Below are 13,715 nucleotides of genomic sequence, written 5' to 3'. Positions count from 1 at the left end.
TCTTTAGGAGGGGTGGCCGAGTGGTCAATGGCAGCAGACTGTAAATCTGCCCGCGTAAGCGTTCGAAGGTTCGAATCCTTCTCCCTCCACCACTTAAATGGTTCAGGGAAGCGTATCATTTTATTTTAAAAGATTCATGTATATATGTTTAATTTTATTTAAAAATAAAACATAATTGTGTATATTTATAAATCTGAATAAAATTGATATAGCATTGTTAGCAAAATAGCTTTGAAATTATTTTATTAACAGTGCCACAATGCGGGTGTAGCTCAATGGTAGAGTTCCAGCCTTCCAAGCTGGCTGTGTGGGTTCGATTCCCATCACCCGCTCCAGAGATAGTGGTAACAAATAAATTTAGCAAAAAATGCACTTATAAAAAATTAACTTGTATTAAACCTAATTGTAGAGAGTAATAACATGGCAAAAGCAAAATTTGAACGAACTAAACCGCACGTTAATATAGGTACGATCGGTCACGTAGATCACGGTAAAACTTCCTTAACGGCAGCAATAACTATAGTACTTGCTAAGACAGGTGGAGCAAAAGCTACAGCGTATGATCAAATTGATGCTGCTCCTGAAGAAAAAGAAAGAGGTATAACTATTTCTACTGCACACGTAGAATATGAGACTAAAAATAGACACTATGCACACGTAGATTGTCCGGGACACGCTGACTATGTAAAGAACATGATAACCGGTGCTGCTCAGATGGACGGTGCAATATTAGTAGTTTCTGCTGCTGATGGTCCTATGCCGCAAACTAGAGAGCATATATTACTAGCAAAACAGGTAGGTGTACCTGCTATGGTAGTATTCTTAAATAAAGTAGATATGGTGGATGATCCTGATCTATTAGAACTAGTAGAGATGGAAGTAAGGGAATTATTATCAAAATACGGTTTCCCGGGTGATGAAATACCTTTCATTAAAGGTTCTGCTCTTCAGGCTTTAAATGGAGAAGCTAAAGGAGAAGAAGCTATAAATGAGTTAATGGCTGCAGTGGATAGCTATATACCGCAACCTACTAGAGAAACTGAAAAGCCTTTCCTAATGCCGATAGAAGATGTGTTCTCTATTTCAGGAAGAGGTACTGTTGTGACTGGTAGAATAGAAGCAGGTAAAATTAAAGTTGGTGAGCCGGTTGAAATAGTTGGAATGAGAGATACAACAACCTCTACCTGTACTGGCATTGAAATGTTTAGAAAGCTGCTTGATAGCGGTGAAGCAGGTGATAATGTTGGTATATTATTACGTGGCGTAGAGAGAGAAGCAGTACAAAGAGGACAAGTTCTTGCAAAACCGGGTAGTATAAAACCGCATGATGAATTTGAAGCTGAAGTGTATGTGCTTAGTAAAGATGAAGGTGGTCGCCATACTCCATTTACTAACAATTATCGCCCACAATTCTATTTTAGAACAACTGATGTTACCGGTACGATAGAATTACCGGCTGATAAGCAGATGGTTATGCCTGGAGATAATGCAAATTTTAAAGTTAAGCTAATTGCTCCGATTGCTATGCAGGAAGGGTTAAAATTCTCTATACGTGAAGGCGGTAGAACAGTTGGTGCTGGCGTAGTAACAAAAGTAGTTAATTAATTGATTTTATAAATACCTATTATTTTTTAATAATAGGTATTTATATTTTAAGATGTCTGAAAAACATCTTGCTGTTTAAATATTAGGTTTACTGAATGAAAAATAAAATCAAAATTCGTTTAAAATCATTTGATCACCGTAGTCTTGATCAAGCTACAAAAGAGATAGTTAGTGCTGTTAAAAGAACATTTGCTAACATTAATGGTCCTATTCCTTTACCTAGAAAAATTGAAAGATTTACCGTAAATAGGTCTCCTCATGTACATAAGAAGTCAAGAGAACAATTTGAAATTAGAAAGCATAAAAGATTATTAGTTATAGATGATCCAAATCCGGCGGTTGTTGATGCTTTAAGTAAAGTTGATTTAGCAGCAGGTGTTGATGTAGTGATTGAATTAGAGAGTGGGGAATAAATGAGAACCGGTATAATTGCTCAAAAAATTGGGATGACTAGTGTTTTTAATGATAAAGGAGAAAGAATTTCTTTAACATTAGTAAAAGTTGATGATTGTCAAGTAGTAGGGCATAAAACTCTAGAAAAACATGGATATAATGCTTTGGTTATAGGTGTAAAAGATAAAAAAATATCTAGAGTAACCAAGCCTATGAAACAAGTTTTTGCTAATGCTAAAATATTTCCTAAAACTAAATTAAAAGAATTTAGAATTTCTGAAGAGAATTTTATTGATATAGCAGCAAGTCTAGAAGTAGATCATTTTACGGCAGGACAATTTGTGGATATAACGGCAACTACTATAGGTAAAGGGTTTGCTGGTAGTATGAAAAGACATAATTTTAGAGGTCTTGAAGCTTCTCACGGTGTTTCTATATCCCATCGTTCTCACGGTTCTACAGGACAAAGACAAGATCCAGGAAAGGTTTTCAAAGGCAAAAAAATGGCTGGTCATATGGGATGTAACCAAGTTACTATTCAAAATTTGAAAATATTTGCCGTTGATAAAGAGCGTAAGCTTATTATGATTCAGGGTAGTATACCAGGTCACAAAAATTCGTATCTTTCAGTAAAAGATGCAATAAAAAAGATTTCAATAACTGTATAATAGATATTTAGACATGTTTGTTGAGGTTAAAGATTATCAAATTAACAAAACGCCATGCAATATTATTTATATAAAAGTTTTATATAAGACTGTATAAGGTTAAATAAAGATGAAAACTAAAATATTAAGTCTTGCTAATGAAGAAGTTGGTGAGATTAGCTTAAACGAAGATATATTTGCTGTTGAATTTATCAGAGATGATATAATAAAGCAGGTTATTGATTGGCAGAGAGCTAAAGCAATGTCCGGTAACCATAAAACTAAAACAGTATCAGAAGTATCAGGAACCACAAAAAAACCTTTTAAGCAAAAAGGTACAGGTAATGCAAGACAAGGCTCCCTTAGATCGGTACAGATGCGTGGTGGTGGTGTAGCTCACGGACCTAGAGTACGTAGTCATGCAACAAAGTTACCTAAAAAAGTACGAAAACTTGGTTTAATTCATGCTTTATCCGAGAAATTCGCTGAAGGAAAATTATTAGTAATAGATTCTTTAAAGTTAGATAAGCCTAAAACTTCTGCTCTTGTAAATATATTAAACAAATTTCAAGGGAAAAGTTTCTTTGTAATAGATGGAAATGAAGTAGATACTAATTTTTCTTTAGCTGCAAAAAATATTTATAATACTGTGATTGTTCCACAAATAGGAGCAAATGTTTATGATATAATACGACATGAATATGTCCTATTATCACAAGAAGCAGTGAGTGTTTTAGAAGAGAGGTTAAGATGAGTTCTTATAAATATTACGATTTAATTAGAAAACCTATTATTACAGAAAAAACTACAACCCTTTCAGAACAAAATAAATACGCTTTTTATGTAGATAAATTTGCTGAAAAACTTACCGTTAAAAAGGCTATAGAAGAAATATTTAAAGTAAAAGTAAAGAAAGTGAATATTTTAAACGTTAAAGGTAAGAAGAAAAGATTTAAAGGAATTATAGGGACTCAAATCAATAGAAAGAAAGCTATTGTTACATTAGAAAAAGACCATAATATCGATTTTGCCGGAGGAATTAAATAAATGGCTTTAAAAAACTTTAATCCAATTACTCCTTCTCTTAGAGAGTTAGTTCAAGTTGATAAAACTAGTTTATGGAAAGGCAGACCTTTAAAATCTTTGACCAAAGGTATATCTAAAACCGGTGGACGAAATAATCAAGGTAGAATTACTTCTTGGCACAGAGGTGGAGGACACAAAAAATTATATCGTATTATTGATTTTAAAAGAAATAAAATAGATATTTCTGCTATTGTTGAAAGAATAGAGTATGACCCTAATAGAACTGCTTTTATTGCTTTAATAAAATATGAAGATGGGGAATATTCTTATATTCTAGCACCGCAAAAATTATCTGTAGGTGATAGAGTAATATCAAGTCAAGATGCTGATATAAAAATAGGAAATTGTTTACCTTTAAAATTCATTCCTATCGGCACTACTTTACATAATGTTGAAATGAAAGTTGGTAAGGGCGGGCAAATTGCAAGGTCTGCAGGTACTTCAGTAGATCTAGTGGGTAAAGATTCGGGATATGCTCAGATTAAATTAAGATCAGGTGAATTTAGGTTAGTACCTTTAGATTGTAAAGCTACTATAGGTAGTATATCTAACCCGGATCAAAAAAATATTAATTTAGGCAAAGCAGGTAGAAATAGATGGCTCGGTTGGAGACCACATGTTAGAGGTGTAGCAATGAATCCTGTAGATCACCCTCATGGTGGTGGTGAAGGTAAAACTTCAGGAGGACGCCATCCTGTTACTCCTTGGGGATTCCCAACAAAGGGTAAGAAGACACGTAAAAATAAACGTACTTCAAAATTTATCGTAAAGAAAAGAAAATAGATTTTAAATTAATTAGGTATTAGTATGGCACGTTCAATATGGAAAGGGCCTTTTGTAGACGGTTATTTAATAAAGAAAGTTCAAAAATTAATGGAATCAGGTAAATCTGAAATGATTAAAACTTGGTCTAGAAGATCAACAATTTTGCCTATTTTTGTAGGATTTACCTTTTCTGTTCATAATGGAAATAAATTTATTCCGGTTTCTGTAAATGAAGAAATGGTTGGAAGAAAATTAGGTGAGTTTGCTCCTACTAGAACATTTCACGGTCATGGAGCAGATAAAAAAGTCAAAAGAAAGTAAAGATTTATATGGTACAGGAAAATAAAAATTTTGCTACGGCAAAAGCTAAATCTATTAGAGTAAGTCCAAGGAAGCTAAATTTAGTTGCAGCCTTTATTAGAAATATGAAAGTATCTGAAGCATTGGTACAATTAACTTTTTCTCCTAAAAGAATTGCAAAAGTTGTAAAAGATTGTTTACAATCTGCTGTTGCAAATGCTGAAAATAATTTAGGTCTAGATATAGATAGATTGGTTATTACTAAAGCAACTGTAGGTAAGGCTTTAGTAATGAAAAGAGTTATGCCGAGAGCAAAAGGAAGAGCAACTAGAATAAATAAGTTTTTTAGTAATCTTTATATAACTGTTACAGAAAAAGAGGATAATTAAAATGGGGCAGAAAGTTTGTGCACATGGTTTTAGAGTTGGACCGACTTTAATTAAAGGTTGGGATTCCGTATTATATGCAGAAAAACATTATAAAACTCTTTTTATACAAGATTTAAAAATTAGGGATTTAATAAATAAGGGTTTTAATCAAGCTCAAGTTAGCAGAGTTTTAATTGAACGTCCTTCTAATAAAAGTATTATAATTAATATTAATGCCAAAAAACCAAATATCATTATAGGTAGAAACGGTAGTGAAATTGATAAGCTAAAAAAAGCTATTGAGAAAATGACTTCTTTAAAAGAAGTTTATATAAATATTCACGAAGTTAGAAAATTTAATATAGATGCTGCTATAGTAGCTCAAACTATAGCACTACAGCTTGAAAAAAGAGTTTCTTTTAGAAAAGCTATGAAAACAGCAATTCAGGCTTCATTTAAGCAAGGTGGACAAGGTATAAGAGTTAGTTGTTCAGGGCGACTTGGAGGTGCTGAAATTGCTAGAACCGAGTGGTATATAGAAGGAAGAATGCCGTTACATACTTTAAGAGCTGATATTGATTATTCAACAGCTGAGGCTATAACTACTTATGGAGTTATAGGGGTTAAAGTGTGGATTTATAAAGGTGAATATACAGAAAATAAAAGATATAATTAATTTTAAGTATTAAAATGTTAGCTCCGAAAAAACAAAAATTTAGAAAAGCTCATAAAGGTAGAGTTGCTTCAAAAGCAAAAGCAGGTACGACGCTTGCTTTTGGATCATTTGGTCTAAAATCTATAGACGGTTGGCGTGTTACTGCAAGGCAAATAGAAGCAGGAAGAAAAGCTGCTACTAGATGTATGAAAAGGCAAGGAAGATTATGGATTCGCATTTTTCCGGATTTGCCTGTTTCTAAAAAGCCTGCCGAAGTAAGAATGGGTAAAGGTAAAGGTTCTCCTGAATTTTTTGCAGTTAGAGTTTCTCCTGGAAGAATTATGTTTGAAATTGAAGGGGTAGAAGAAAATGTTGCACTTAGAGCTTTGGAGCTTGCAAGTGCAAAATTACCTGTTAGAACAAGGATAGTGAGACGTTATGAATGATTTAAAATTATTAAGAAGTAAGTTATCTACTGAAACAATAGAAGAGCTTTATAAAAACCTTAATCTTTTAAAAAAAGAATTGTTTAATTTAAGATTTCAACAAGCTTTAGGTGAGTTAAAAAATACTAGTAGGTTTTCGTTAGTCAAAAAGTCTATAGCACGTATTAAAACTGAATTAACAAAAAGATCTAATAGTGAGGAATATTAAAATGCCGAAAAGAGTGTTACAAGGCGTGGTTATAAGTTCAAAAGCTGATAAGACGGTTACAGTAAAAGTAGAAAGAAAGTTTAAGCATCCTATTTATAAAAAGTTCGTGAAAGTATCTAAAAAATATGCTGCTCATGATTCAGAAAATAAATATCAAGAAGGAGATAAAGTTAGTATAATTGAAAGTCGTCCTATCTCAAAAACCAAAACATGGTTAGTGGTAAATGGGGAATAAAGTTTTTTAATCTTTGACTTTATAAGGTAGATTGTTTATTTTATCTCTCGTGTATAAAAAATTGGAAGTAGTTTATGATTCAAATGCAGAGCATCTTGGAAGTTGCAGATAATTCCGGTGCTAAAAAAGTTATGTGTATTAAAGTTTTAGGTGGCTCTCACCATATGGTGGCAAAGCTGGGTGATGTTATAGTTGTATCTGTTAAAGAAGCTATACCCGGCGGTAAGGTTAAAAAGGGTGATGTTTATAAAGGCGTGATTGTTCGTACAAAGACCGGAGTAGTAAGACCTGACGGTAGTACAATAAAATTTGATAAAAACGCATTAGTGCTTTTGAATAAACAAGATGAACCTATCGGTACTAGAGTTTTCGGTCCTGTTACAAGAGAACTTAGAGCGAAAAAATATGTTAGAATAATGTCGCTTGCAGAGGAAGTATTATAAATGATTAAATTAAAAGTAAAAAAAGGTGATGAAGTTGTTGTTATTACCGGAAAGCACAAAGGAAAAAAAGGTAAAATATTAAAAGTTTTTCCTGAGGACAGTAAAGTAATTGTTTCTGGAGTAAATTTAGTAAAAAAACATACTAAACCTAATCAAATGAGTGAAGGCGGGATAATAACTAAAGAATTACCTATACATATCTCAAATATTGCACACATCGATCCAAAAACTGGTAACCCTACCAAAGTAGCTTTTAAATTCTTAGAAGACGGTTCTAAGGTTAGAGTAGCAAAGAAATCAGGGGAAATTATCGGTAAGGAAGGTAAATAATGTTAAGATTTAAAGAATTATATCAGCAAAAAATTATTGAAAACTTACAAAAAGAATTTTCTTATAAAAATAAGCATGAAATACCGCAAATTAAGAAAATTGTTATAAATATGGGAGTAGGGGAAGCGATAGCCGATTCCAAAGTAATTAATAATGCGGTAAATGATCTTACTTTGATTTCCGGTCAGAAGCCGGTTGTAACGTTAGCAAGAAAATCTATTGCAACCTTTAAGTTACGCGAAAGTATGAAAATAGGCTGCAAGGTTACATTACGTAAAGATAGAATGTATGATTTTTTAGAAAGGCTAGTAATTGTTGCGTTACCTCGTGTTAAAGAATTTCGCGGTTTTTCTTATAAAAGTTTCGACGGTAAAGGGAATTTTACTTTTGGATTAAAAGAGCAGATAGTTTTTCCTGAAATTAATTACGATAAAATCGATACAATAAGGGGTATGGATATTACAATCGTTACATCTGCTAAAACAGATAAAGAAAGTAAGTTTTTGTTATCAGGGTTTAATTTACCTTTTTATAATTAATTTTTAGGATATATATAATGGCAAAAGTAAGTTCTATAAAAAAGAACGAAAGTAGGAAAAAAAAATCACAAAGTTTACATAATAAACGTTCAGCACTAAAAAGTAAAATTTATGATAAAAATATTTCATTAGAAGAGCGTTTTTCTTTGGTAATGTCACTTGCACAATTACCTAGAAATTCATCATCTACTAGAATAAGAAATAGATGTGAGCTTACAGGTAGACCAAGAGGTGTTACAAGAAAATTCGGTATATCTAGGAATAAGCTTAGGGAATTAATAGGTAGAGGCTTAGTTCCTGGTGTAGTTAAGTCAAGTTGGTAAAAGTCGATAGGTAAATAATATGTCAATGACGGATAATGTAGCAGATATGTTAACTAGAATTAGAAATGCTTATAAAAGCAAATTGATAAATGTTTCTTTTCCTAGTTCTAAAATTAAAACTTCAATTTTAGATGTTTTGCAAAAAGAAGGTTATATAAAAGATTATATAACTACTCAAAAAAATAATATTAGTTATACTGAGGTAGCTTTAAAATACTCTGCTAACGGTGATGCTTCTATATGTGAAATTCATAGAGTATCAAAGCCTGGAAAAAGAGTATATTCTGCTATTAAAGATTTGAAAGGATATTATAATAATATGGGTATATATATTCTTTCTACTCCTTATGGTGTTATGTCTGATAGAGAAGCTCATATTAAAAATGTCGGCGGCGAAGTAATTTGTAAAGTATTTTAAGGTAAAAAAATGTCACGTGTTGGAAAATTGCCGATTACTATACCTGAAGGTGTAAAAGTTGGTTTAAACGATTTAGAAGTAAAAATATCCGGACCTAAAGGCGAATTATCAAAAACTTTTAAAGGTAATATAACAATTTCATTGGCAGAAAATAAGCTTTTAGTAAAACCTTTAGCCGCAAATAAAAATGCACGTGCTATGTGGGGTACTGCAAGAAGCATAATATCAAATATGGTTACCGGCGTTAAAGAAGGGTTTAAGCTTAAACTCGAAATTAACGGAGTCGGTTACAGAGCAATGGTAAAAGGTAAATATTTAAATTTAATGCTTGCTAAAAGCCATAATACAAAAATTGAAATACCTTCAGATATTAAAATAGAGGTGCCTAAGCAAAATATTATTATTCTTGAGGGAACAGATAAAGAAAAATTAGGACAATTTGCCTCAATTATTATAAAACAGAGACCGCCTGAGCCTTATAAAGGAAAAGGGATTAAATTTGAAAATCAATTTATACCGCGTAAAGAAGGTAAGAAAAATTAAATTTAAGAGTTAAATATGCGTAGTGCTAAGCTAAAATTTGAAAAAAGAAGAAGTAGAATAAGACATAAAATATCTAAAACATCTAATAGAGTTAGATTATCGATATTTAAATCAGGTAGACATATATATGCACAAATTATTGATGATTCTAAGTCTATAACAATTGCTTCTGCTTCAACTTTAGATGAGAAAATAAAAAAATTAAAAAAATCTCATTGTAATATTGAAAATGCTATCAAAGTAGGTGAAGAAATAGCAAAAAAAGCTGATTCTGCAGGGATAAAAGAAGTAGTATTTGATAGAGGCGGATATAAGTATCACGGTGTTGTAAAAGCTCTAGCTGATGCAGCTAGAGAGAAAATAAAATTTTAGGTTATAAGGTTGTAGTAATGTCTAAAGTTAAAAAAAATGAAGAGACTTTAAGCGAAGTTTTAGTTGATGTAAATAGAGTTACAAAAGTAGTAAAAGGCGGTAGAAGATTTGCTTTTTCTGCTTATGTAGTTGTCGGTGATAAAGCTGGCAGAGTCGGAGCGGGACACGGAAAAGCTAAAGAAGTAAACGAAGCTCGAGGAAAAGCAAAACAAGCCGCTAAAAAGAGAATGATGAAAGTGCCGTTATATCAAAATAGGACTATTCACCATGACGTTGTCGGTAAAAGTGGAGCTGCTAAAGTGATTTTAAGAAGAGCTAAAGCAGGTACGGGCGTTATAGCCGGAGGTTCTATGAGAGCAATTTTTGATTCTTTAGGCGTTCATGATATTGTTGCTAAATCAATAGGTTCAACGAATGTTTACGCAATGATTTCTGCAACATTTGATGCATTAAATAAACTTGCATCACCAAAATCTATTGCTATGAGAAGAGATAAAAAAGTAAATGAAATATCTGTAAAATCTTCTGATATTCAAGTTAATGAATAATGTTGCGTTAAGTATAGGTGAAGTTATGAATAATAATATAAAAGTTACTCAAGTTAAAAGTGCTATAGGTCGTAAATATGATCAAAGATCAACATTAATCGGGCTTGGTTTAAACAAAATTAATAAGAGTGTTATTCTTCAAAATACTAATTCAGTCAAGGGAATGATTGAAAAGGTAAAGCATTTGTTAAAAACGGAAATATGTAATTAGAGCTTTAAAATGAAATTAAATGAATTATATAATAATATAGGTGCTAAAAAAAATAAGAAAAGAATAGCACGCGGTATTGGTAGCGGTAAAGGAAAAACCGGCGGTAGAGGGATTAAAGGTCAAAAATCTAGATCTGGCGTTGCAATAAAAGGTTTTGAAGGTGGTCAAACACCTATGATCAAAAGACTACCTAAAAGAGGATTTAATTGTATTTCAACTAAAAAATACAATATAATAAATATTTATAATATTGAAGAAGCATTAGCCCATGGGCGTTTAAGTGCTGCTGATACTATTACAAAAGAAAAATTGGTAGAAGCCGGAGTAGTTAATAATAAAAATAATAAGAAATTAGTGAAATTATTATCTATTTGTAGTGATGATTTCGCTTCTCCCCTATCATTAAAATTAGATGCTTATTCTTCTAAAGCTAAGGATTTAATCGAAAAAGCAGGTGGAAAATTATTATAGTATATGGGGCAGAATTTTTCTAAAAAATCCGGTAATGATTTAGTTAGTCGCATTGTTTTTACTATTCTCATTCTTATAGTATGTAGATTTGGGTCTTTTATACCTATACCCGGTATAGATTCAATTGCTTTAAGTAGTGTGGCTGAAAAGAATCAATCCGGAATACTCGGAATGTTCAACATGCTATCCGGAGGATCGCTAGGTAGAATGTCTATTTTTGCTTTAGCAATTATGCCGTATATTACCGCCTCAATTATCATCCAATTAATGTCAGTTGCATATAAACCTTTAGAAAATTTAAAAAAAGAAGGGGAAGTAGGTAAAAGAAAAGTAAATCAGCTATCGAGATATTTAACGGTTCTGCTTGCTTCTTTTCAGGCTTATGGAGTTGCTATAAGTTTAGAGTCAATTGTAACAAATACCGGTCCTGTAGTAATTTTAGCGGGTTTTTTCTTTAGGGTTACAACCGTAATTACTTTGGTTGTAGGCACTATGCTATTAATGTGGTTAGGGGAACAAATTACACAACGCGGAATAGGTAACGGTACGTCTTTAATTATATTTATAGGTATAATTTCGGGAGTACCTAGTGCTATTATTAGTATGTTTGAATTATCAAGAAAAGGAGCATTATCGCCTTTAATAGCGTTAGCTGTTTGTATTGGAGTAGTTGTATTAATAGCTATAATTATATTTTTTGAAAAAGCCCAAAGGAAATTATTGGTGCAGTATCCTAAAAGACAAGTAGGAAATAAAATTTATGGAGGAGAAGCAACGCATATGCCTCTCAAGTTAAATACTTCTGGTGTAATACCTCCAATATTTGCTAGTTCAATTTTACTGTTTCCTGCTACGCTTGCTAATTTTTCTAATAGTAATTCAGAAACTATGGGCATGCTTACTTATTACTTAGGGCATGGAAAACCCGTATATATTTTATTATATGTAGCATTAATTATGTTTTTTAGTTTTTTTTATACTGCAATAGTATTTAATTCTGAAGAAACTGCTAATAATTTAAGAAAATACGGTGCTTATATTCCGGGTAAAAGACCAGGGAAAAATACGTCTGATTATTTTGATTATATACTTACAAGGCTTACGGTTATAGGTGGGATATATTTAAGTGTAATATGTGTAATTCCGGAGCTATTAATGAATAAGTATGTAATTTCTCTTTCTTTAGGAGGTACGAGTTTTTTAATTGTAGTGAACGTGGTACTTGATACTATGACTCAGATTCAAACTTACTTATTTAGTAGTAAGTATGAAGGTTTAATGAAGAAAGTAAAATTAAAAAATTAAAAATGAGCTTAAATAGTGATAGTAATTTTTTTAGGTCCTCCAGGAGCCGGAAAGGGAACACAAGGAAAAAAGATAGCTAAAAAAATTGATTTACCACATATAGCAATCGGTGATATATTTAGAACAATTATTAAAACATCAACTAGTGAAGCAGAATTAATTAATAATTATGTTAAGCAAGGGGAGCTTATCCCTAATGAAATAGTTAATCAAGTAATTAAAAATTTTTTATTATCCTCTGAATATAAAAACGGCTATATATTAGATGGATATCCACGTAATTTAGAGCAAGCAAAATTCTTTGAATCATTTATTAAAGAAAGAATTAAAATAATATATTTTGATGTTTCAGATGAATTATTAATTAAAAGAGTTTTAGGAAGATATAGTTGTAAAAATTGCGGTAAAATATATAATAGTTACTTCTTGCAGCCTAAAACTGATAATGTATGCGATGTTTGCGGTTCAAGTACATTTGATTATAGGAAAGACGATAATGAAGAAGTAATAAAAAAAAGAATTGAAGTATATAAAACAGAAACATATCCATTAATAGATTATTATAAAAATAGTGGTAATTTTTATATAGTTAATGGAAGTAAAAATGAACAAGAAATAGAAATTGATATACAGAAAATACTAAAAATAAATTGACTTTATCAAAGATTTTTATATTATTTTCTAGTTACCAGTAAAATTTTGGAGATTATTTGTGGCAAGAATTGCAAGTGTTAATATTCCCGATAATAAACGTTTAGTTGTGAGTTTAACTTACATTTACGGTCTTGGGCCTACTATGGCAGCAGAGATCTGTAATAAAGCAAAAATATCGAAAGATAAAAAAGTTAAAGAACTTACGGATCAAGAGTTAATAAGCTTACGTAATATTATTGAAAGTGAGTATAAAGTTGAGGGTGATTTAAGACGAGAAGTTACGCTTAATATTAAGAAGAAGAAAGATATAAGATGTTATCAAGGGCTTAGACATATACGTAAGTTGCCGGTGAGAGGACAGAACACGCATTCTAATGCTCGAACTAGAAAAGGTAAAGCTATTGCGATAGCCGGAAAGAAAAAAGCTGTAAAATAATAGTTTAAGTATAGAGTATAAATAATGAATCAGACGGTTAAAGTTAAGAAAAAGAAAAAAACTATCACTCTTGGTGTTGTGCATATCCGAGCATCATTTAATAATACTATAGTAACATTTACTGATATCCAAGGTAATACTATTTCTTCTGCATCGGCAGGAGGTAATGGGTTTAAAGGGGCAAGAAAAGCAACACCTTATGCAGCTCAAGTAACAATTGATAGAGCATCGGAAAAAGCAAAAGAATATGGTCTAAAAACTATTTCTATTAGGATTGGAGGACCGGGAGCTCAGCGTGAATCAGCAATGAGAGCTTTATTCGGGCAAAATTTTGTGGTTACATCAATTTTAGATGTATCGTCAATTGCTCATAATGGAGTAAGACCGCCAAAAAGAAGAAGAGTATAAGAGAAT

General features: G+C 31.7%; 26 protein-coding genes and 2 tRNA genes. All 28 read left to right on the top strand.

Annotation, left to right across the window (positions count from 1 at the left end; translation table 11 throughout):
• Window positions 1-6: 6 nt before the first annotated feature.
• The 28 genes from H6P87_RS05370 (at window position 7) to rpsK (ending at window position 13,709) form a co-directional block, all read left to right on the top strand.
• A tRNA-Tyr gene (locus tag H6P87_RS05370) sits at window positions 7-92 on the top strand.
• A 169-nt stretch (window positions 93-261) separates the two neighbouring features.
• Window positions 262-335: transfer RNA gene (locus tag H6P87_RS05365), tRNA-Gly, on the top strand.
• Between the two features lie 85 nt (window positions 336-420).
• A complete protein-coding gene (gene tuf / locus H6P87_RS05360; RefSeq protein ID WP_202068916.1) occupies window positions 421-1,605 on the top strand; it encodes an elongation factor Tu in 1,185 nt (394 codons plus the stop codon).
• Between the two features lie 95 nt (window positions 1,606-1,700).
• Window positions 1,701-2,018, top strand: coding sequence for a 30S ribosomal protein S10 (gene rpsJ / locus H6P87_RS05355; RefSeq protein WP_011270629.1), 318 nt, complete (start codon window positions 1,701-1,703; stop codon window positions 2,016-2,018).
• Window positions 2,019-2,666 (top strand): 50S ribosomal protein L3, encoded by a 648-nt coding sequence (gene rplC / locus H6P87_RS05350; RefSeq protein ID WP_202068914.1) that lies wholly within the window; start codon window positions 2,019-2,021, stop codon window positions 2,664-2,666.
• A 109-nt stretch (window positions 2,667-2,775) separates the two neighbouring features.
• Window positions 2,776-3,399 (top strand): 50S ribosomal protein L4, encoded by a 624-nt coding sequence (gene rplD / locus H6P87_RS05345; RefSeq protein WP_202068912.1) that lies wholly within the window; start codon window positions 2,776-2,778, stop codon window positions 3,397-3,399.
• The gene (rplW, locus tag H6P87_RS05340) at window positions 3,396-3,692 is read left to right on the top strand and encodes a 50S ribosomal protein L23 (RefSeq protein ID WP_011270632.1); all 297 of its coding nucleotides are present in this window, start codon (window positions 3,396-3,398) and stop codon (window positions 3,690-3,692) included. The genes rplD and rplW overlap by 4 nt, the downstream gene beginning before the upstream one ends.
• Window positions 3,693-4,514 (top strand): 50S ribosomal protein L2, encoded by an 822-nt coding sequence (gene rplB, locus H6P87_RS05335; protein ID WP_017442486.1) that lies wholly within the window; start codon window positions 3,693-3,695, stop codon window positions 4,512-4,514. It abuts the gene before it with no gap.
• Between the two features lie 24 nt (window positions 4,515-4,538).
• Window positions 4,539-4,817, top strand: a complete 279-nt coding sequence (gene rpsS / locus H6P87_RS05330) for a 30S ribosomal protein S19 (protein WP_008580964.1) — start codon at window positions 4,539-4,541, stop codon at window positions 4,815-4,817.
• A gap of 8 nt (window positions 4,818-4,825) precedes the next feature.
• Window positions 4,826-5,185 carry a 50S ribosomal protein L22 gene (rplV, locus tag H6P87_RS05325; RefSeq protein WP_008580961.1) on the top strand — a complete coding sequence of 120 codons (360 nt, stop codon included), beginning with the start codon at window positions 4,826-4,828 and terminating at the stop codon, window positions 5,183-5,185.
• Between the two features lies 1 nt (window position 5,186).
• Window positions 5,187-5,840 (top strand): 30S ribosomal protein S3, encoded by a 654-nt coding sequence (gene rpsC / locus H6P87_RS05320; RefSeq protein WP_202068910.1) that lies wholly within the window; start codon window positions 5,187-5,189, stop codon window positions 5,838-5,840.
• Window positions 5,841-5,854: 14 nt separating this feature from the next.
• Window positions 5,855-6,265 carry a 50S ribosomal protein L16 gene (rplP, locus tag H6P87_RS05315; protein WP_202068908.1) on the top strand — a complete coding sequence of 137 codons (411 nt, stop codon included), beginning with the start codon at window positions 5,855-5,857 and terminating at the stop codon, window positions 6,263-6,265.
• On the top strand, window positions 6,258-6,473 hold the full coding sequence (gene rpmC / locus H6P87_RS05310; RefSeq protein WP_004596213.1) for a 50S ribosomal protein L29: 216 nt from the start codon (window positions 6,258-6,260) through the stop codon (window positions 6,471-6,473). Before rplP ends, rpmC begins: the two co-directional genes overlap by 8 nt.
• Before the next feature lies 1 nt (window position 6,474).
• The gene (gene rpsQ, locus H6P87_RS05305) at window positions 6,475-6,708 is read left to right on the top strand and encodes a 30S ribosomal protein S17 (protein ID WP_039594825.1); all 234 of its coding nucleotides are present in this window, start codon (window positions 6,475-6,477) and stop codon (window positions 6,706-6,708) included.
• A gap of 74 nt (window positions 6,709-6,782) precedes the next feature.
• Window positions 6,783-7,151: a 50S ribosomal protein L14 gene (gene rplN, locus H6P87_RS05300; protein WP_008580952.1), complete on the top strand. Its 369-nt coding sequence runs from the start codon at window positions 6,783-6,785 to the stop codon at window positions 7,149-7,151.
• A complete protein-coding gene (rplX, locus tag H6P87_RS05295; RefSeq protein WP_011270638.1) occupies window positions 7,152-7,481 on the top strand; it encodes a 50S ribosomal protein L24 in 330 nt (109 codons plus the stop codon).
• Entirely contained in the window at window positions 7,481-8,020 is a 540-nt protein-coding gene (gene rplE / locus H6P87_RS05290) for a 50S ribosomal protein L5 (protein WP_040256101.1), read from the top strand. Before rplX ends, rplE begins: the two co-directional genes overlap by 1 nt.
• 17 nt (window positions 8,021-8,037) lie before the next feature.
• Complete coding sequence (gene rpsN, locus H6P87_RS05285) at window positions 8,038-8,343, top strand: 30S ribosomal protein S14 (RefSeq protein ID WP_011270640.1); 306 nt, start codon at window positions 8,038-8,040, stop codon at window positions 8,341-8,343.
• Window positions 8,344-8,362: 19 nt separating this feature from the next.
• On the top strand, window positions 8,363-8,761 hold the full coding sequence (gene rpsH / locus H6P87_RS05280; protein WP_202068900.1) for a 30S ribosomal protein S8: 399 nt from the start codon (window positions 8,363-8,365) through the stop codon (window positions 8,759-8,761).
• Window positions 8,762-8,770: 9 nt separating this feature from the next.
• Window positions 8,771-9,304: a 50S ribosomal protein L6 gene (gene rplF, locus H6P87_RS05275; RefSeq protein WP_202068898.1), complete on the top strand. Its 534-nt coding sequence runs from the start codon at window positions 8,771-8,773 to the stop codon at window positions 9,302-9,304.
• Window positions 9,305-9,319: 15 nt separating this feature from the next.
• Window positions 9,320-9,676, top strand: a complete 357-nt coding sequence (gene rplR / locus H6P87_RS05270; protein ID WP_202068896.1) for a 50S ribosomal protein L18 — start codon at window positions 9,320-9,322, stop codon at window positions 9,674-9,676.
• A 17-nt stretch (window positions 9,677-9,693) separates the two neighbouring features.
• The gene (gene rpsE / locus H6P87_RS05265; RefSeq protein ID WP_011270644.1) at window positions 9,694-10,224 is read left to right on the top strand and encodes a 30S ribosomal protein S5; all 531 of its coding nucleotides are present in this window, start codon (window positions 9,694-9,696) and stop codon (window positions 10,222-10,224) included.
• Window positions 10,225-10,249: 25 nt separating this feature from the next.
• Complete coding sequence (gene rpmD / locus H6P87_RS05260; protein ID WP_202068895.1) at window positions 10,250-10,435, top strand: 50S ribosomal protein L30; 186 nt, start codon at window positions 10,250-10,252, stop codon at window positions 10,433-10,435.
• A 9-nt stretch (window positions 10,436-10,444) separates the two neighbouring features.
• Window positions 10,445-10,906: a 50S ribosomal protein L15 gene (gene rplO / locus H6P87_RS05255; protein WP_202068894.1), complete on the top strand. Its 462-nt coding sequence runs from the start codon at window positions 10,445-10,447 to the stop codon at window positions 10,904-10,906.
• A 3-nt stretch (window positions 10,907-10,909) separates the two neighbouring features.
• Entirely contained in the window at window positions 10,910-12,211 is a 1,302-nt protein-coding gene (secY, locus tag H6P87_RS05250) for a preprotein translocase subunit SecY (protein WP_011270647.1), read from the top strand.
• A 15-nt stretch (window positions 12,212-12,226) separates the two neighbouring features.
• Entirely contained in the window at window positions 12,227-12,865 is a 639-nt protein-coding gene (locus H6P87_RS05245; protein WP_202068893.1) for an adenylate kinase, read from the top strand.
• 58 nt (window positions 12,866-12,923) lie between these two features.
• Window positions 12,924-13,301, top strand: coding sequence for a 30S ribosomal protein S13 (gene rpsM, locus H6P87_RS05240; protein ID WP_008580923.1), 378 nt, complete (start codon window positions 12,924-12,926; stop codon window positions 13,299-13,301).
• A gap of 24 nt (window positions 13,302-13,325) precedes the next feature.
• Complete coding sequence (rpsK, locus tag H6P87_RS05235) at window positions 13,326-13,709, top strand: 30S ribosomal protein S11 (RefSeq protein WP_008580920.1); 384 nt, start codon at window positions 13,326-13,328, stop codon at window positions 13,707-13,709.
• Window positions 13,710-13,715 lie beyond the last annotated feature (6 nt).

It is taken from the genome of Rickettsia tillamookensis (assembly GCF_016743795.2).
GTDB classification, from domain to species: Bacteria; Pseudomonadota; Alphaproteobacteria; order Rickettsiales; family Rickettsiaceae; genus Rickettsia; species Rickettsia tillamookensis.
The sequence above is the reverse complement of the archived record's forward strand: the minus strand, read 5'-3'. Positions and strand labels throughout refer to the sequence as shown.